The 16635-nt window shown below is 64.6% G+C and carries 15 protein-coding genes; 10 read left to right on the plus strand and 5 right to left on the minus strand.

What is annotated here, in order from left to right:
- Window positions 1-133 precede the first annotated feature (133 nt).
- The gene (locus ABB27_RS17360) at window positions 134-1738 is read left to right on the plus strand and encodes an OpgD/OpgG family glucan biosynthesis protein (RefSeq protein WP_057630279.1); all 1605 of its coding nucleotides are present in this window, start codon (window positions 134-136) and stop codon (window positions 1736-1738) included.
- 135 nt (window positions 1739-1873) lie between these two features.
- Here ABB27_RS17360 and ABB27_RS17365 read toward each other — a convergent pair whose 3' ends face one another.
- Window positions 1874-2494, minus strand: a complete 621-nt coding sequence (locus ABB27_RS17365; RefSeq protein ID WP_057630282.1) for a thymidine kinase — start codon at window positions 2492-2494, stop codon at window positions 1874-1876.
- Between the two features lie 67 nt (window positions 2495-2561).
- On the minus strand, window positions 2562-3314 hold the full coding sequence (locus tag ABB27_RS17370) for an SEL1-like repeat protein (protein WP_152984660.1): 753 nt from the start codon (window positions 3312-3314) through the stop codon (window positions 2562-2564).
- Between the two features lie 134 nt (window positions 3315-3448).
- Between ABB27_RS17370 and ABB27_RS17375 the strand changes: the two genes are divergently transcribed.
- Window positions 3449-5431 (plus strand): UvrD-helicase domain-containing protein, encoded by a 1983-nt coding sequence (locus tag ABB27_RS17375; protein ID WP_152984662.1) that lies wholly within the window; start codon window positions 3449-3451, stop codon window positions 5429-5431.
- A gap of 246 nt (window positions 5432-5677) precedes the next feature.
- Window positions 5678-6199 (plus strand): GNAT family N-acetyltransferase, encoded by a 522-nt coding sequence (locus ABB27_RS17380; protein WP_057630287.1) that lies wholly within the window; start codon window positions 5678-5680, stop codon window positions 6197-6199.
- A gap of 134 nt (window positions 6200-6333) precedes the next feature.
- Here the strand turns inward: ABB27_RS17380 and ABB27_RS17385 are convergent, their stop codons facing one another.
- The gene (locus ABB27_RS17385; protein WP_057630289.1) at window positions 6334-6999 is read right to left on the minus strand and encodes a YceH family protein; all 666 of its coding nucleotides are present in this window, start codon (window positions 6997-6999) and stop codon (window positions 6334-6336) included.
- Between the two features lie 183 nt (window positions 7000-7182).
- Here ABB27_RS17385 and ABB27_RS17390 point away from each other — a divergent pair, with 183 nt between their 5' ends.
- From ABB27_RS17390 to plsB, 4 genes are all read left to right on the plus strand, one after another.
- Entirely contained in the window at window positions 7183-8085 is a 903-nt protein-coding gene (locus ABB27_RS17390) for a 5'-nucleotidase, lipoprotein e(P4) family (RefSeq protein ID WP_057630291.1), read from the plus strand.
- Window positions 8082-8801 carry an orotidine-5'-phosphate decarboxylase gene (pyrF, locus tag ABB27_RS17395; RefSeq protein WP_057630293.1) on the plus strand — a complete coding sequence of 240 codons (720 nt, stop codon included), beginning with the start codon at window positions 8082-8084 and terminating at the stop codon, window positions 8799-8801. The genes ABB27_RS17390 and pyrF overlap by 4 nt, the downstream gene beginning before the upstream one ends.
- A 299-nt stretch (window positions 8802-9100) precedes the next feature.
- Entirely contained in the window at window positions 9101-10084 is a 984-nt protein-coding gene (locus ABB27_RS17400; protein ID WP_057630295.1) for a hypothetical protein, read from the plus strand.
- A gap of 8 nt (window positions 10085-10092) precedes the next feature.
- Window positions 10093-12714 (plus strand): glycerol-3-phosphate 1-O-acyltransferase PlsB, encoded by a 2622-nt coding sequence (plsB, locus tag ABB27_RS17405; protein ID WP_425477552.1) that lies wholly within the window; start codon window positions 10093-10095, stop codon window positions 12712-12714.
- A 320-nt stretch (window positions 12715-13034) separates the two neighbouring features.
- Here plsB and ABB27_RS17410 read toward each other — a convergent pair whose 3' ends face one another.
- The gene (locus ABB27_RS17410; protein WP_152984661.1) at window positions 13035-13229 is read right to left on the minus strand and encodes a YdcH family protein; all 195 of its coding nucleotides are present in this window, start codon (window positions 13227-13229) and stop codon (window positions 13035-13037) included.
- Between the two features lie 75 nt (window positions 13230-13304).
- Here ABB27_RS17410 and ttcA point away from each other — a divergent pair, with 75 nt between their 5' ends.
- From ttcA to ABB27_RS17425, 3 genes are all read left to right on the plus strand, one after another.
- On the plus strand, window positions 13305-14231 hold the full coding sequence (gene ttcA, locus ABB27_RS17415; protein ID WP_057630301.1) for a tRNA 2-thiocytidine(32) synthetase TtcA: 927 nt from the start codon (window positions 13305-13307) through the stop codon (window positions 14229-14231).
- 141 nt (window positions 14232-14372) lie between these two features.
- The gene (locus tag ABB27_RS17420; RefSeq protein WP_057630304.1) at window positions 14373-15281 is read left to right on the plus strand and encodes a recombination-associated protein RdgC; all 909 of its coding nucleotides are present in this window, start codon (window positions 14373-14375) and stop codon (window positions 15279-15281) included.
- 53 nt (window positions 15282-15334) lie between these two features.
- Complete coding sequence (locus ABB27_RS17425; protein WP_057630306.1) at window positions 15335-16126, plus strand: M48 family metallopeptidase; 792 nt, start codon at window positions 15335-15337, stop codon at window positions 16124-16126.
- A gap of 208 nt (window positions 16127-16334) precedes the next feature.
- Here the strand turns inward: ABB27_RS17425 and ABB27_RS17430 are convergent, their stop codons facing one another.
- Window positions 16335-16556 (minus strand): DUF4175 domain-containing protein, encoded by a 222-nt coding sequence (locus tag ABB27_RS17430; RefSeq protein WP_161809669.1) that lies wholly within the window; start codon window positions 16554-16556, stop codon window positions 16335-16337.
- Between the last annotated feature and the right edge of the window lie 79 nt (window positions 16557-16635).

Consider the following 16635-nt stretch of genomic DNA (forward strand, 5'->3'; position numbering starts at 1 on the left):
CGGTGAAGCCCCTGCCGAGCATGGCTCGGCACTACGGGCAGCTGAAGCGGATGTTCATTCAGTGACGGGCCGAGGCTGTCGATTCACCCAAATCCGCCTACCATGCTGCGGTCCCCTCTCGGCCTGCCTTTCCATGCAACGACGCGACTTCCTGCGCAACGCCGCAGCCGCCCTGGCGGCCTTCGGGCTTCCCGCTTTCACCGCCTGTGCGGCCGGCAAGCCGGCCCAGCTCGGGCTGCGGCGCCTGGGCCAGCCGCAAGCCTTCGATTTCGCCACGCTAAAGGGCCAGGCCCGCGCATTGGCGCAGGCGCCGTACCAGAGCCACAAGCGCAGCTTGCCGGCTGAGCTGGAAAAGCTCGACTGGGATCAATACCAGTCCATCAGCTACCGCCAGGATCACGCCCTGTGGGCCGATCAACCGGGTAAGTTCCAGGCCAAGTTCTTCCATCTGGGCCTGTACTTCCATTCGCCGGTGCGCATGTTCGACGTGGTCGATGGCAAGGCGCAGGAACTGGCCTATGACGGTGCCGCTTTCAACTACGGCAAGAGTGGCATCCATGGCGGGCAGTTGCCGGCCGACCTCGGCTTTGCCGGCTTCCGCCTCAATACCCGTGCCGATACCGATCGCGACTTCGCCGCCTTCCTCGGCGCCAGCTATTTCCGCGCGGTCGGCAAGGAAGGCCAGTACGGGCAGTCGGCCCGCGGCCTGGCCATCGACACCGGCATGGGCCGACCGGAGGAATTCCCGGACTTCATCGCCTACTACCTGGAACAGCCGGCCGCCGATTCGGACACCCTGGTTGTCTACGGCCTGCTGGATTCGCCCAGCGTTGCCGGCGCCTATCGCTTCGCCATCACCAATGGCGACGTGCTGCTGATGGATATCGACAGTGCGTTGTACCCGCGCAAGGAAATCGAGCGGCTGGGCATCGCGCCGTGCACCAGCATGTACCAGGTCGGCGAAAACGACCGCCGCATGGATTGGGACTGGCGCCCGGAGATCCACGACACCGATGGCCTGTCGATGTGGAACGGTGCCGGTGAATGGATCTGGCGGCCGCTATGCAACCCGGCCAACCTGCGTTTCAACATGTTCGTGGACAACAACCCGCGCGGCTTCGGCCTGCTGCAGCGTGACCGCAACTTCGACCACTACCAGGACGACGGCGTGTTCTACGAGAAGCGCCCCTGCCTGTGGATCGAACCCAAGGGGCAATGGGGCGAAGGCTCGGTGCAGCTGGTGGAGATTCCCACCGTTGATGAGACCTTCGACAACATCGTTGCCTTCTGGAACCCCAAGGCCAAGCCGCAGCCGGGCCAGGAATTGCTGGTTGGCTACCGCCTGTACTGGGGCGCTGAACCGCCGGCCCGTCCGCCACTCGCGTATTGCGTGGCCAGCCGTACTGGCCTGGGCGGCATCATCGGCAAGAAGCGTGAGTATTTCTCATGGCGCTTCGCGGTCGATTTCCACGGTGGCGAGCTGGCCAGCCTGATCGACAAGGGCGAAGTGGAAGCAGTGGTGGAAACCAGCCGAGGCCGTGTGGAAATCGTCTCGGCGCGGCCACTGCGTGAGATCAAGGGCTACCGCGCGATGTTCGACCTGGTGCCCCCGGAAGGCAGCACCGAGCAGATCGACGTGCGCCTTTACCTGCGCAGCGGCGGCAAGACCCTGACCGAGACCTGGTTGTACCAGTACACCCCGCCAGCCGCTGGTGCGCCGGAGCGGACCTTGTATTGAAGCGCTTGAGCCCCTCTCCCGCCGGGAGAGGGGTTGGGGTGAGGGTAAGCTTTAAAAGCCAAAGCAGCGCTTCGCGCCTTCCCCTCATCCGCCCCTTCGGGGCACCTTCTCCCGCATGCGGGAGAAGGAAAAGCATTACAACGGCAGCGGCGCCTGCATGGGATCTATCCGCCCTTCACCGCGGGTGATCTTCTTGAACTCGGCGCGGCTCACCGACACATAGCGCTCGTTGCCGCCGATCTCCACCTGGGGGCCGTCCTGCACGGCAAAACCGTTCTCGTCCACACGCACGGTCATCGTCGCCTTCTTGCCGCTGTGGCAGATGGTCTTGATCTCCTGCATCTCGTCGGCCCAGGCCAGCAGGTACTGGCTGCCTTCGAACAGCTCGCCACGGAAGTCGGTACGCAGTCCGTAGCACAGCACCGGGATGCGCATCTGATCGACCACCTCGGACAACTGCCAGACCTGCGCCTTGCTCAGGAACTGGGCTTCGTCCACCAGCACGCAGCCGAGCCTGCCGTGGGCGGCGATGTCCTGCTGGATCAGTTTCTCCAGGTCGGTATCGCGCTCGAAGCTGGTTGCTTCGGCCTGCAGCCCGATCCGCGAGGCGACCACGCCGCTGCCGGCGCGGTGGTCCAGGTGCGGGGTCAACAGGGCCACCCGCATGCCGCGCTCGCGGTAGTTGTGCGCGGACTGCAGCAGGGTGGTGGTCTTGCCGGCGTTCATCGCCGAATAGTAGAAATAGAGCTTTGCCATGCCCCATTTTAACGCGGCAAGGCACGCTGATGCCTGCGCGTGGAGCGTGTGCAACCGGTAGGCATGCTCAGGGCCTGTCGATCTCGGCTGGGGCTGTTTGTGGCATGCCTACTTCGACACTGGAACGCATCGGCCGGGACCAGTAAGCGTCCTGGTCGCACCAGTACATTTCCGGTTGGTAGTAAGTCTGGTCGTAATAAACCGTCGCGGAGATGTCATTGCCTTTTGTATCGGTGACGAGCAGCGGCCCGGTCACCAATCCTGTGCGGCTTCCGGTCATGTTCCGGGCAGCGAGGCGCAGCCGTTTTTCCAGATTCGGCTTGGTGACGCTGTCGGCGTATCGGTCGTATACCGATTGCCCGCGATGCACAGCTTCTGCACGTTGTTGTTCGCTGAGTTGCGCCCAATAGGCTTCGCGCTGGGTGGCGAAGTTGTAGTATTCGCGCTCGGCTGCCAGGTCCGCCCAGGCATACGCAAGGGTGGCATCGGTGGTGGTGCCAAGGCCCTCCCAATACATATGGGCGACCATGAACTGGGAGAACTTGTCCGCATAGCCAGCAGCACGCTTGAAGTCCCGCATGGCCGTGGCGTATTCACGCTTTTTGTAGGCTTCCAGTGCGGTGTTTCGCCAGCGCATATCGGGGTGAGCCTCATAGAATCCTGCCGTCATTATCTCGGCGGGAATGGGCTTTGATGGCATGTTGCGACAGCTTTCCTTCGTCGACGCTGCGGCCAGCGCGGGCAGCGCGACCAACCCCAGTAGACAAGCGATGGTTCTCGAATTGCGCATGTCATCGATCCCTATGACTGTACGCCGCATTCCAGCACCTGAACACGCGTGTTATAAGCATTCCTGCAGCCATAGCAAGGTGAACGGCTGCTTGTCCAGGGTTGGCGTTGGGGCCTCGGCAGCGATGGCTTACACTGGCCGCCTGCGACTGAAACGACCCCATGCTGGACTCCCTCAATCCCCCCCAACGTGCCGCGGCCGTGCATGCCGAAGGTCCTCTGCTGGTGCTGGCCGGTGCCGGCAGCGGCAAGACCCGCGTGATCGTGGAGAAAATCGCCCATCTGATCGGTATTGGCCGCTATAGCGCCCGCCGTATCGCTGCGATCACCTTCACCAACAAGTCGGCCAAGGAAATGCGCGAGCGTGTGGGCAAGCGCCTGCGCGCCGAGGATGCGGCCGAGGTCACCATCTGCACCTTCCACGCGCTGGGCCTGAAATTCCTGCAGATCGAACATGAACACGTGGGGCTGAAGCGCAATTTCTCCATTTTCGATGCCGACGACGCCGGCGCGCAGATCAAGGATCTGCTGGGCGGCAGCAATGCCAAGCCCGACGACATCGAGGACATGAAGAACCTGATCTCGCGCGCCAAGAACTCCGGTCTGTCGCCCGAGCAGGCGATGGCGGCGGCGCGCAGCAACCGCGAAAAAGACGCGGCGATGGTCTACGAGCTGTACCAGACCCGGCTGACCTCGTTCAACGCGGTGGATTTCGATGACCTGATCCGGCTGCCGGTGCAGGTGCTGGAAGAGAACCCGGATATCGCCCTGGCCTGGCGCGAGCGCATCGGCTATCTGCTGGTCGACGAATGCCAGGACACCAATGACGCCCAGTACCGGCTGCTCAAGCAGTTGGCCGGGCCCGCCGGCAACTTCACCTGCGTGGGAGATGATGACCAGTCGATCTATGCCTGGCGCGGTGCCAATCCTGAGAATCTGCAACAGATGGGCGTGGATTACCCAAAGCTGCAGATCATCAAGCTGGAGCAGAACTACCGTTGTTCCAACCGCGTGCTGCGCGCGGCCAATGCCCTGATCGCGCACAACCCGCACGAGCATCTGAAGACCCTGTGGTCCGACCAGGCCGATGGCGAACGCATCCGCGTATGGGAATGCCGCAACAGCGAGCATGAGGCGGAAAAGGTCGCCTCTGAGATTCACTTCCTCGCTACCAATCGCAAGATTCCGTGGAGTGATTTCTGCATCCTGTTCCGCGGCAACTTCCAGTCGCGGCCGCTGGAAAAAGCCATGCAACTGGTCGGTGTGCCCTACCACCTCAATGGCGGCACGGTGTTTCTGGAACGCCAGGAAGTGAAGGACACGCTGGCGTGGTTGCGCCTGATCGTGAACCCGGACGATGACACCGCCTTCATGCGTGCGGTGCAGTCACCCAAGCGTGATGTCGGCGCCAGCACCCTGGCCAAGCTGGCCGAGCTCGCATCCGAGAAAGATATTCCGATGGCGCACGCCGCCGAAAGCATGGGCGCCTTGGCCCAGCTCACTCCGCGTGCGGCCAATAGCCTGAGCAAGTTCACCGATATCCTGCGCGCGCTGCGGCTGGACATGCGGCAGATGAGCTCGGGCGACCTGGTACGCCGCGTGGCCAAGGATTCAGGCATGTTGGCCGAGCTGCGGCATGCGGCCAAGGACACGGCCGGCTACGAGCGCCGCGCCAACAATCTTGAAGAACTGGCCTCGTGGTTTGAGAGCGGCCCGCGTGGTGCCAGCGCTGCCGACATGGCCGCGCAGTTGGCGCTGATTTCGCGCAACGACAAGGACGACGGCGGCAACCAGGTGCGGATGATGACGCTGCATGCGTCCAAGGGCCTGGAGTTCCCGTATGTGTTCATCGTCGGCTGCGAAGACGGTGTGCTGCCGCACCAGGTCAGCCTGGACGAAGGCAATCTGCAGGAAGAGCGGCGCCTGCTGTACGTGGGCATTACCCGCGCCAAGATCCAGCTGTGGATGAGTTTCAGCCGCTTGACCCGCAAATTCGGCGAGCACATCCGGCTCAAGCCGAGCCGTTTCTTTGATGAGATCCCGGCAGGCGAGATCCAGCGCGATGGCGCCGACCCGGTCGCCGATGCCGCGCACAAGCAGGAGCGTGCCAAGGCCGGATTGGCGGCGATTCAAGCGCTGTTTGATTGAGGCTTTGCCCCTCCCCTTTGGCGCAGCCAAGGGGAAGGTTGGGAGGGGGTAGCTTTGGCCCTTGGCTTTGCGGTTTGATTGGGGCTCACTGCTAACAACCCCTCAGCCCTCCCTTGGTAGAAGGGGGGCGGTAGTGCCGAGCCATGCTCGGCAGGGGCTCTACCGACCAACATCAAAAGCCACCCCTCCCCCGCCCTCCCCTTTGCTACGCGAAAGGGAGGGGGCAGGAGCAAAACCGAGCTCCTTATGTCCCTGATCCAGACCGAACGCCTGCAACTGCGCCTGCTCCGTGACGACGACGGCGATGCCGCCGCGATGTTGCAGCTGCTCAATGAACCCGGCTTCCACCAGTACATCGGTGACCGTGGCGTGCGCACGCTGGAGCAGGCGCGTGACTACGTGCGCAAGCACACCTTCGGCAGTTATGCCGCGCATGGCTTCGGCATGTACGCGGTTGAACGGCGCAGCGATGGGGCCTGGCTGGGCAATGCCGGATTGGTGCGGCGGCCGGGCCTGCCTACCGCCGATGTCGGCTACGCGCTGCTGTCGCCCCATACCGGCCAGGGCTATGCGCGCGAAGCGGTGCAGGCCGTGCTCGGCTACGCCCGCAACACGCTGGGCCTGGAGGAACTGCGCGCGATCGTGTCGCAGGGCAACGCGCGTTCGGTGGCCTTGCTGGAAAAGCTTGGCTTCGACCGCAACGGCACCGTGGTACTGCCGGGTGAGGACGAGCAGCTGCTGCTGTTCGTCCACCGGCCAAACCGGTAATCGGGCTCAGCCGCGTAGCCCGGGTAAGCGCAGCGCACCCGGGGGCAAGGATCCCAGGGATCTCCGATTTTCCGCCAAAGGCCCGGGTGCGCTGCGCTTACCCGGGCTACGGTCAGAATGCCTTCTGAACCGGCTCAGCCGCCCAGTTGCTCCTGCAACGCTGCCAGCTGTTCCTGCAGTGCTGCGACGGTCGCCTCCAGCTGCTGCACGCGTTCTTCCAATGCGCTGTTGTCCACCGTGGCGGCAGCAGCCGACGGTGCACGGTATTGCGCCGCCAGCGCCTCCACGTCCACCGGCCCGGAGAGCAGGTGCATGAAGCGGTCTTCGCGCTGCCCGGAGGCGCGCGGCAGCTGTACCACCAGCCCGCGCTGCTGCATGCGCTCCAGCTGGTGGCGCAGGTCGGCGGCATCGGCGAACTTGGCCATGCGCTCGCTGCGCGTGGCCAGTTCAGCGGCGGTCTGCGGGCCGCGCAGCAGCAACAGGCCGAGCAGGGCCACCTGCTGGCGCGGCAGGTCGAGCTTGACCCCGGCCAGGTGCTCGTAGCGCTCGGCGCGTGAGGAAAAATGCTGGCGGGCCAGGCCCAATGTCTCCAGCTGGCGCAGGGCGTGCTGCACCTTGCCGGTTTCCAGGCTCATCACCGGTTCGCGTGCGGTCTTCTGGTTGGCGGCGACCTGGGCGGCATTGACCGTGAGCGGGTAGGCGTCCGGGGTGGTGGCCTCCTTTTCGATCAGGCAGCCGAGCACGCGCGCCAGGGTGGCATCAAGTACCGGGAAATCAGGGGTCTGGCTGTCGTCGCTCATGGGTCGGGTTCCGGTGTTGCTAGGGGGCGCAAGCATAGCCGACAGCGAAAACCCGGGTCGAAGCCGGGGCAACGGCGGGTCTGGAGGCGAAACCCCGTGCCGGCCCCGGTTTGCGCCGCGCAGGGCGAGCAAGGCAGGGAGCCGGTAAACTTGCCCGGTTTTCGAAGATACCCGGTAGTTTCCATGTCCCGATTCCCCGCCTTTACCCTGCTGGCCGGCGCCCTGCTGTCGCTGGCCGCCTGCAGCTCGACCGCGCCGCTGAGCCGTGTTTCACCGGCCCCGGCCGACGCCCTGGTAGCCCCGGCCAACGCCCCCAACGACAACCTCAATGCCGTGCTGTGGGTGCAGCGTTCGCAGGAATACCGGGCCAGCGCATTGCAGACCTGGAAGCTGGCCGCTGCACAGTTGGATGCGGCGCTGGCCGATGGCAACTGGACCGCGCTGCTGCCGGAAGAAGGCGGCAAGCACCAGTCGGCCAAGCTGAAGCCGGCGGTGGTGGTGGATGTGGACGAAACCGTGCTCGACAACTCGCCCTATCAGGCGCGCCTGGTGCGCGATGGCAGCAGCTACAACGACGCCACCTGGGAAGCCTGGGTCGATGAGCGCAAGGCACAGCCGGTGCCCGGCGCGGTGCAGTTCGCGCAGGCCGCCGCCGCCAAGGGCGTGACCATGATCTACATCAGCAACCGCACCGCGGCGATGAAGGATGCCACCATCGCCAACCTGCGCCAGGTCGGCTTCCCGGTCGCCGATGACAGTGTCTACCTGGGCCTAGGCACGCCGGTACCGGGCTGCACCGAACATGGCAGCGAGAAGGGCTGCCGCCGCCAGCTGGTGGCGCAGAACTACCGCGTGCTGATGCAGGTGGGCGACCAGTTCACCGATTTCCTGCAGGTCGAGGACAACAGCCTGGCCGCGCGTGACCTGCTGCTGGACAAGTACCAGGGCTGGATCGGCTCGCGCTGGTGGATCCTGTCCAACCCCACCTACGGTGGTTGGGAAGGTGCGGCGATCAACAACGCCTGGTCGCTGCCGGCCGATCTGCGCAACGGCGCCAAGCGTGAAGCGCTGGAGGTGGCCCGATGAGCCGCGCACCGCTGCCGCTGCGTAATGACGAGCGCCTGATCTTCGCCCTGGACGTGGCCGGCAAGGCCGAGGCCATCGAATGGGTGAACAAGCTTGGCGATGCAGTCTCGTTCTACAAGATCGGCATGGAGCTGCTGGCCTCCGGCGAGTACTTCGATGTGCTCGATGAACTGGCCAGGCGCGACAAGCGGGTGTTCGTCGACCTGAAGTTCTTCGACATCCCGGCCACCATCGCTGGCGTGATCCGGCGGCTGTCGCAGTGGCCGGTGAGCTACTGCACCATCCACGGCTGGCACCCCGGCATGATGGAAGCCGCTGCCGCCGCCAACACGTCGGACATGCGCCTGCTGGCAGTGACCGTGCTGACCTCGATGGGGCGGCCGGATCTGGCCCAGATGGGCATCGACCGTGAGCCAGTGGACGTGGTGGTGGAGCGCGCGCTGGCCGCGCAGCGCGCCGGCATCGACGGCGTTATCGCCTCCGGCCAGGAAGCTGCGCCTATCCGTGCGGCTACCGGTCAGGGTTTCTCCATCGTCTGCCCCGGCATCCGCCCCGGCGGCCCGGTGGGGGACGACCAGCAGCGCACCGTCGGTGTGGCCCAGGCCTTTGCCGATGGCGCTGATGCGATTGTCGTCGGCCGGCCGATCCGGCTGGCGGCCGATCCGCGCGCTGCGGCCCTGGCCATGCAGCGCGAGATTCTCGATTCAATCAAGTGAAATCAATCACTTACATTGTTATTCATAAAGTGTTGCTTTAACTGAATCCGGCGCGTAGGCTACGTCTCGTCCGGCTCTGCCGGCGATGCGTCAAACATGTCTACCGGCTTCGCGCCGGTTTGAGGGGTCTGTCACCGGCAACGGGGCGGCCTCTTTTTTTATTCCCGGACCGGTGCGGAACCTGGGATAGCCAGCGTCAACGGCCGCAGGCCCGTACTTCGACGCCGTGACGGCCATGCTTGCTGCTGTCACCGGGCAGGCATCAAGATGCTCGGCCTACGGGGAGGATCGACGCCGCCATGCAACGACGTTCATTACGCAGCTGCCAGAACATCGCCTTGCTTGCCGTCTGCCTTGTGGCGGTGACGGTTGCCTGCAAGCGCAACCCCGAGGCGCTGCCCGGCGCCGCTACTGAACCTGCGGCTGCCGTGCGCCAGCTGGTCCAGCACCTGCACGACAACGATCTGGTCGCCTACGCCCGCGATGCGGTGCCGCCAGCGCAATACGCCGAGCTGGAGGCCGCCTGGGCGCAGGGCCACAGCCGTTGGCCGCTGACCGAGCTGCCGCTGGATGAAAAGCTGCCAGCCTTGCTGGCGACGCTGTCGGAGAAGGACGCCGAACGCCAGCTGCAGCGTGCCTTCAAGGCGCAGCTGGAAGGGCAGACTGCTGCCGTGCGTCAGGCCGCGCACTCGTTGGGCCTGTTTGGTGTGCAATACATCAGCCACCAAGGCGACTACAACGCCGCCGAACGTGCGCATTACGTGCAGTTGGTCACCGCGCTCAGCGATTGGGCCCAGGCCGCGCCGCTGCCCGATCCCAAGCTTGCGCAGAGCTCGATTGCGACCCTTACCGCCGCTGCCCGCGCCACCGGCCTGGCCGGCGAACAGGCCTTCCAGGATGCCGGTATGACCGGCACCCTGCGCAAGCTCGGGCCCTTTGCCGCGGCCAGCAAGCAGGTGCTGGCTGCGTATGGCTTGAACCTGGATGAAAGCGTGCAGCAGATGCGCACCGGCCTGGTGTCACAGCACGGCGACACTGCCACCGTGCGCGTGCAATACCCGCTGGCCGGCAAGGAGCTGGATCTGCAGGTGGCGCTGGTACGCCGCGACAAGCGCTGGTACCTGGCGCGGACCCTGAGTGAGGTGGACACGCTGCTGAGCGCCGCGCGCGCTGCCGAGCAGGCCAAAGCCGAGGCCGAGCAGGCCAAGACCGACGCTCTGGCGCCGGCGCAGACCCCGGCGCTGGAAAGACCAGACAACGCCGCCGCGGCAGCTAAGCCATAATGGCGCCGATGTCGAAACAGAAATCCCAGCCCGACCAGGGTGAACTGCTGCCGCCGGACGACGCCAACGCGACGCCCGCCACTCCTGCTGCCATCGTGCCGGCCGCCTCGGCGCGCCCGGCGACGGCTGCCCGTGCCGCCCGTCCGCCGCTGTGGGCGCGCCTGCTGGGCAAGCTGATCGAGCCCTGGCTGGGGCTGAAGATCGAGCCCGAGCAGCCGGGGGAATACAACGATGGCCGCCCGGTGGTGTACGTGCTGGAGGACTACGGTCTGTCCAATGCGCTGATCCTGGACAAGGCCTGCCGCGACGCCGGCCTGCCCTCGCCGCTGGTGCCGCTGGCCGGTGACCCCACCGGCCGCAAGCGTGCCTATGTGGCCTTGTCGCGCCGCTCCAGCAACAACATGCTGCTGCCCGAGCAGCGCGGCGCCAAGACCCATTCCGATTCGCTGGCCAAGCTGCTGCAGGCGCACCGCGCCAACCCCGGGCTGGACGTGCACCTGGTGCCGGTGTCGATCTTCGTCGGCCGCGCCCCGGACAAGCAGAGCGGCTGGTTCGCGGTGCTGTTCTCGGAAAACTGGGCGCTGGTCGGCCGCTTCCGCCGCCTGCTGGCAATCCTGCTCAACGGCCGCGACACGATTGTCCGTTTCGCGCCGCCGGTATCGCTGCGCGAGACCGTGGAAGAGGGCCTGGAGCCCGAGCGCACCGTACGCAAGCTGCAGCGCGTGCTGCGCACCCACTTCCGCCGCATCCGTGAATCGATCATCGGCCCGGATCTGTCCACCCGCCGCCTGCTGGTGGACAAGGTGCTGGAGTCGGACCCGGTGCGCGAGGCCATCGCCACCCAGGCCAAGCGCGACAACTCCAAGACCACCGACGCCTGGAAGAAGGCGCAGGGCTACGCCTGGGAAATCGCCGCCGATTACTCCACCCCGGTGGTGCGTTCGGCCAGCTTCATGCTCAGCCACGTCTGGAACCGCATCTATGCCGGCGTGCTGGTGCACCACCTGGACAAGTTCAAGGAAGCCGCGCCTGGCCACGAAATCATCTACGTGCCCAGCCATCGCAGCCATATGGACTACCTGCTGCTGAGCTACCTGCTGTACGACCGCGGCATCGTGCCGCCGCACATCGTGGCCGGCATCAACCTCAACCTGCCGGTGGTCGGCACGCTGCTGCGCAAGGGCGGCGCGTTCTTCATCCGCCGCTCGATCAAGGGCAATGCGCTGTATTCGGCAGTGCTCAGCGAGTACGTGGCGCAACTGGTGGCCGGCGGTTACTCGATCGAATACTTCGTTGAAGGCGGGCGCTCGCGTACCGGCCGGCTGCTGCAGCCCAAGGGCGGCATGATCTCGATGACGCTGCGCGCCTTCCTGCGCCAGCCGCGCAAGCCGGTGCTGTTCCAGCCCATCTACGTTGGCTATGAAAAGCTGATGGAGGGCAACAGCTACCTCGATGAGCTGACCGGCCGGCCGAAGGAAAAGGAATCGATCTGGGCGCTGTTGTGGGGCATTCCCAAGGTGCTCAAGCAGAACTACGGCCAGGTGGTGGTGAACTTCGGTGAGCCGATCGCGTTGAATGACGTGCTGGCCAGGATGGCGCCCGAATGGGACGGCCAACCGGTACCCGAAGATGAGAAGCCGAGCTGGCTGGCAGGCACCGTCGACGTGCTTGCCGAGCAGATCCAGGAGCGCATCAACGCCGCTGCCGACGTCAACCCGATCAACCTGCTGGCATTGGCACTGCTGTCCACGCCCAAGCACGCGATGGGCGAGGCCGACCTGATCGCGCAGATCGAGCTGTGCAAGAAGCTGCTGGTGGAAATGCCGTATTCGGACCGGGTCACGGTCACCCCGCATTCGCCCGAACGCATCATTGCCCACGCCGAGGAAATCAACGTCCTCAGCCGCATCAAGCACCCGCTGGGCGATGTGCTCAGCGTCAGTGGCGATACCGCGGTGCTGCTGAGCTATTTCCGCAACAACGTGCTGCACCTGTTCACCGCCTCCTCGTGGGTGGCGTGCTGCTTCCAGAACAACCGCCGCATGAGTCGCGGTGGCCTGCTGCGGCTGGGCCGCGGCCTGTACCCGTTCCTGCAGGCAGAGTTGTTCCTGCCGTGGACCGAGGACGAGTTCGCCGCGCGCATCGACCAGACCATCGACGTGTTCGTCCGCGAAGGCCTGCTGCAGCACGTAGGCGAGGACGACGGCGGCATGCTGGCACGCAGTACCGGTCAGACCGACGAGGTGTTCCGCCTGCGCGCGATCGGCCATTCGCTGCAACAGGCGTTCGAGCGCTATTACATCGCCATCTCGGTGCTGGTGAAGAACGGCCCGGGCACGCTTGGCGCCGGCGAACTGGAAAGCCTGTGCCAGCAGGCCGCACAACGGCTGAGCCTGCTGTACGCACCGGCGGCCCCGGAGTTCTTCGACAAGACCCTGTTCCGCGGCTTCATCCAGAAGATGCGCGAACTGCGCCTGGTGTGGCCGGACCAGAACAGCAAGCTGCTGTTCGATGAACGCCTGGATGCCTGGGCCAAGGACGCGAAGTTCATCCTCGGCCGCGAACTGCGTCACACCATCGAACGTGTGAGCCCGGAAGCGGTGAAGCCGGAAGTGCCGCCAGCAGGCTGAGCGGCGCCCCTGTAGAGCGGAGCCATGCTCCGCTGGGGCGTTGCCGGTACGGCCGCTGCCGAGCATGGCTCGGCACTACACGCTCCCTCCCTTTCGCGTAGCGAAGGGGAGGGTTGGGGAGGGGTAGGTCTTGGCTTTGTTTGCGGCCGTGCAGGTTGTGGGAGCGGTGTAAGCCGCGAAGCTACTGCTCGCTCAGATTGCGGTCATGCCTGTAATTGCAGCTGGACCGGTTTCGCGGCTTATGCTGCTCCTACAGGTTCTGCGGGTGCTGGGTTGCCTTGCAAAGCCTCTGCCGAGCATGGCTCGGCACCACGCTGCGTTCAGGCGGGCTCGTCCGGGATCAGCATGCATTCGAGCTGGGTGATGCAGTCGCGCAGCTGCAGCTTGCGCTTCTTCAGCCGCTTGGCCTCCAGATCGTCGTCCGGGTTGGCGGCCAGGCGCGCGATGTTCTCGTCCAGGCTGCGGTGTTCGGCCCGCAGGACGGCGATGCGTTGGCTGATCTGCTCGGGGGTCATGGTCTCCACGGGGGTTGAGCATACACGTTGCCATCGGCCGCGTGAGGGATGCCGCCGACCCGGTAGAATGGCCGCATGAGCGCTGTCATTTCCCTGCCCGATCCCGCCCCGCGGGCCCGTGATCCGCACGTGGCCGAACGTGAACACCAGAAACTCGGTAAACGCCTGCGTCACCAGGTAGGCCAGGCCATTGCTGATTTCGGCATGATCGAAGCCGGCGACAAGGTGATGGTCTGCCTGTCCGGCGGCAAGGACAGCTATACCTTGCTGGATGTGCTGTTGCAGCTGCAGAAGAAGGCACCGGTGCCCTTCGAGCTGGTGGCGGTGAACCTGGACCAGAAGCAGCCCGGCTTCCCCGAACACGTGCTGCCTGAATACCTGGCCTCGATCGGCGTGCCGTACCACATCATCGAACAGGACACCTATTCGGTGGTGAGCCGGGTGATCCCGGAAGGCAAGACCATGTGTTCGTTGTGCTCGCGCATGCGCCGTGGCTCGCTGTACACCTATGCCGAAGCCAATGGTTTCACCAAGATTGCGTTGGGCCACCACCGCGATGACATGGTGGCCACTTTCTTCATGAACCTGTTCCACCACTCCAAGATTTCCGGCATGCCGCCCAAGCTGCGGAGCGATGACGGCAAGCATGTGGTGATCCGCCCGCTGGCCTACGTGCGCGAAGCAGACATCATCGAGTACGCCAATACCCGCCAGTTCCCGATCATTCCGTGCAACCTGTGCGGCAGCCAGGAAAACCTGCAGCGCAAGCAGATCGGCCTGATGATGAAGCAGTGGGAAAAGGACACGCCCGGCCGCATCGAACAGATCTCCCGCGCGCTGGGCGACATCCGTCCCTCGCAGCTGGCCGATCCCAAACTGTTCGATTTCCTGTCGCTGGGTCGCCGTGAAGACGCGCCGCAGTCTGATGCGCAGGCGTGGCTCGACGGCAGCGACAAACAAGATCAACAAGCCCTTCTCCCGTCGGGAGAAGGGTTGGGATGAGGGTAGGCAGTGCTACGGTGATCTGAAGTCAGGTAGTGCGCTGTTCTCATCCGTCCGCCTCGATGGCGGCAAGCTCTTCGGAGCAGCTTCTCCTACGCTGGGAAGCAAGGCCCTGAACCATGAATACGAAATAGGACATCCATGTTTTTCAAGAACCTCACGCTGTTCCGTTTCCCGACCTCCATTGATTTTTCCGAAGTCGACACGCTGTTGCCGCAGGTGGTGCTCAAGCCTGTTGGTGCCCTGGAAATGACCTCGCGCGGCTTCATCTCGCCGTTCGGTCGTGAAGAAAAGTTCCAGTTCTCGCACCGCATCGGTGATGCGCTGTGGCTGACCGTGGGCGGTGAAGACAAGATCCTGCCCAGCGTGGTGGTCAACGATCTGCTGGCCCGCAAGCTGGAAGAAATCGAAGAGAAGGAAGGCCGCAAGCCCGGCGGCCGTGAGCGCAAGCGCCTGAAGGACGATCTGCTGCATGAACTGCTGCCGCGCGCCTTCGTCAAGAGCTCGCGCACCGATGCCTTCCTCGACCTGCAGCACGGTTATGTCGCCGTCGACAGTTCCAGCCGCAAGACCGGCGAGAACGTGATGAGCGACATCCGCGGCATGCTCGGCAGCTTCCCGGCGATGCCGCTGAACGCCGAAGTCGCACCGCGCGCCATCCTGACTGCGTGGATTGCCGGCGAGCCGCTGCCCGAAGGCCTGAGCCTGGGCGAAGAATGCGAGATGAAGGATCCGGCCGAAGGCGGCGCGGTGGTCAAGTGCCAGCACCAGGAACTGCGCTGCGACGAGATCGACAAGCACCTGGACGCCGGCAAGCAGGTGACCAAGCTGGCCTTGATCTTCGAGGACAACCTGTCCTTCGTGCTGGGCGACGATCTGATCGTGCGCAAGCTGAAGTTCCTCGATGGCGCGCTGGACCAGCTCGAGCACATCGACGAGGAAGGCCGCCGTGCCGAGCTGGATGCACGCTTCGCCTTGCAGAGCGGTGAAATCCGCCGCTTGTTCCTGCTGCTTGAGCAGGCATTCAAGCTGAGCAAGGCTGACAGCTGAACCCGTTGTGGGCCTACCCGGTTTCGTAACCGGGTAGGGACTATGCTGGGGCTATGGTTAGTCTGTTCCGCCGTTTGACGACGCCCGCCGCGCCGGTGATCCAGCGCGACACGGTGCGCCTGCGCCTGGATGATGCCGAGATCGACGTGCTGCGCGTGCGTGACCCGCGTGCACGCCGGCTCAAGCTCAGTGTGGATGAACGTGGCGCGCGGCTGACCATGCCGCTGCGCGCCAGTCTGGTGTCCGGCGAACGTTTTCTGCAGGCCAACCGGCAATGGCTGCAGCAGCAGCTGGCACGGCTTGGTGGTGATGGGCTGTTGGCACCGGCGCTGCAGCTGCGCGAACCGGGCGTGCTGCCCTTGCGCGGTGAGTTGCTGCCGGTGCAGTGGCAGGAGGGGCGTTTCACCCGCATCGAGGTTGATGCCGGTGGGGTCAATATCCAACTGCCGGCGCGTGCCGGTGAGCCGGCATTGCGGCGTGCGCTGCGTGAGTTCTATGAAGTGCAGGTGCGCGCCGACGTCGGCCAGTGGTTGCCGCGTTACCTGCCGGGTCTGTCGCGCGCGCCTTCACGGCTGCGGCCCAAGGTGATGTCCTCGCAATGGGGCTCGCTGGCGCCGGACGGCTCGATGGCTCTGGATCTTGCACTGGTATTGGCGCGTCCATCGGCGTTCGAATACGTGCTGGTACACGAGCTGTGCCACTTGCTGCAGGCCAACCACTCGCCGGCATTCTGGGCGGAAGTGGAGGCGCGCTTTCCCGCCTGGCGGGATGAGCGTGATTACCTGCGCGAGGAAGGGCGCAGGCTGAAGAGCACCTTGCATCAATTGCTACGGGCGCAGGGCTGAAGCAGAGCCAAAGTAGCCATGTAGTGCCGAGCCATGCTCGGCAGGGGCTCCATCGCAAAACCCAAAGCCCCCTCATCGGCTCCTTCGGGGCAGCTTCCCCCAAGAAGGGGGCGCAGTCCCGCTTGCGGGAGAAGGGCGAAGCCAAGCGGTTCCTGTAGTGCCGAGCCATGCTCGGCAGGGGCTTTACCGCAAAACCCAAAGCTCCCCCTCATCCGCCCCTGCGGGGCACCTTCTCCCGCAAGCGGGAGAAGGGACAAAGCCAAAAGCCAAAAGCCAAAAGCCAAAAGCCAAAAGCCAAAAGCCAAAAGCCAAAAGCCAAAAGCCAAAAGCCAAAAGCCAAAACCACAAAGCCAAAAGCCAAAAGCCAAAAGCCAAAAGCCAAAACCCAAAAGCACAAACCATAAACACAACCCCACCCAATCAGCAGCATGTACTCAGCTGACATGCATCACAAGAAACAATGCGCACCGAGATCAAGACAACGCAGCAACACTACACCAACTGCAAGA

The organism is Stenotrophomonas terrae (assembly GCF_001431465.1).
GTDB classification, from domain to species: Bacteria; Pseudomonadota; Gammaproteobacteria; order Xanthomonadales; family Xanthomonadaceae; genus Stenotrophomonas; species Stenotrophomonas terrae.

Coding starts and splice junctions, on each gene's coding strand:
- ABB27_RS17400 (WP_057630295.1), top strand. CDS start 9,101: ATGCAACGACGTTCATTACGCAGCTGCCAGAACATCGCCTTGCTTGCC.
- ttcA (WP_057630301.1), top strand. CDS start 13,305: ATGAGCGCTGTCATTTCCCTGCCCGATCCCGCCCCGCGGGCCCGTGAT.
- ABB27_RS17430 (WP_161809669.1), bottom strand. CDS start 16,556: ATGCTGCTGATTGGGTGGGGTTGTGTTTATGGTTTGTGCTTTTGGGTT.
- ABB27_RS17390 (WP_057630291.1), top strand. CDS start 7,183: ATGTCCCGATTCCCCGCCTTTACCCTGCTGGCCGGCGCCCTGCTGTCG.
- ABB27_RS17370 (WP_152984660.1), bottom strand. CDS start 3,314: ATGCGGCGTACAGTCATAGGGATCGATGACATGCGCAATTCGAGAACC.
- ABB27_RS17420 (WP_057630304.1), top strand. CDS start 14,373: ATGTTTTTCAAGAACCTCACGCTGTTCCGTTTCCCGACCTCCATTGAT.
- plsB (WP_425477552.1), top strand. CDS start 10,093: ATGTCGAAACAGAAATCCCAGCCCGACCAGGGTGAACTGCTGCCGCCG.
- pyrF (WP_057630293.1), top strand. CDS start 8,082: ATGAGCCGCGCACCGCTGCCGCTGCGTAATGACGAGCGCCTGATCTTC.
- ABB27_RS17425 (WP_057630306.1), top strand. CDS start 15,335: ATGGTTAGTCTGTTCCGCCGTTTGACGACGCCCGCCGCGCCGGTGATC.
- ABB27_RS17360 (WP_057630279.1), top strand. CDS start 134: ATGCAACGACGCGACTTCCTGCGCAACGCCGCAGCCGCCCTGGCGGCC.
- ABB27_RS17380 (WP_057630287.1), top strand. CDS start 5,678: ATGTCCCTGATCCAGACCGAACGCCTGCAACTGCGCCTGCTCCGTGAC.
- ABB27_RS17365 (WP_057630282.1), bottom strand. CDS start 2,494: ATGGCAAAGCTCTATTTCTACTATTCGGCGATGAACGCCGGCAAGACC.
- ABB27_RS17385 (WP_057630289.1), bottom strand. CDS start 6,999: ATGAGCGACGACAGCCAGACCCCTGATTTCCCGGTACTTGATGCCACC.
- ABB27_RS17410 (WP_152984661.1), bottom strand. CDS start 13,229: ATGACCCCCGAGCAGATCAGCCAACGCATCGCCGTCCTGCGGGCCGAA.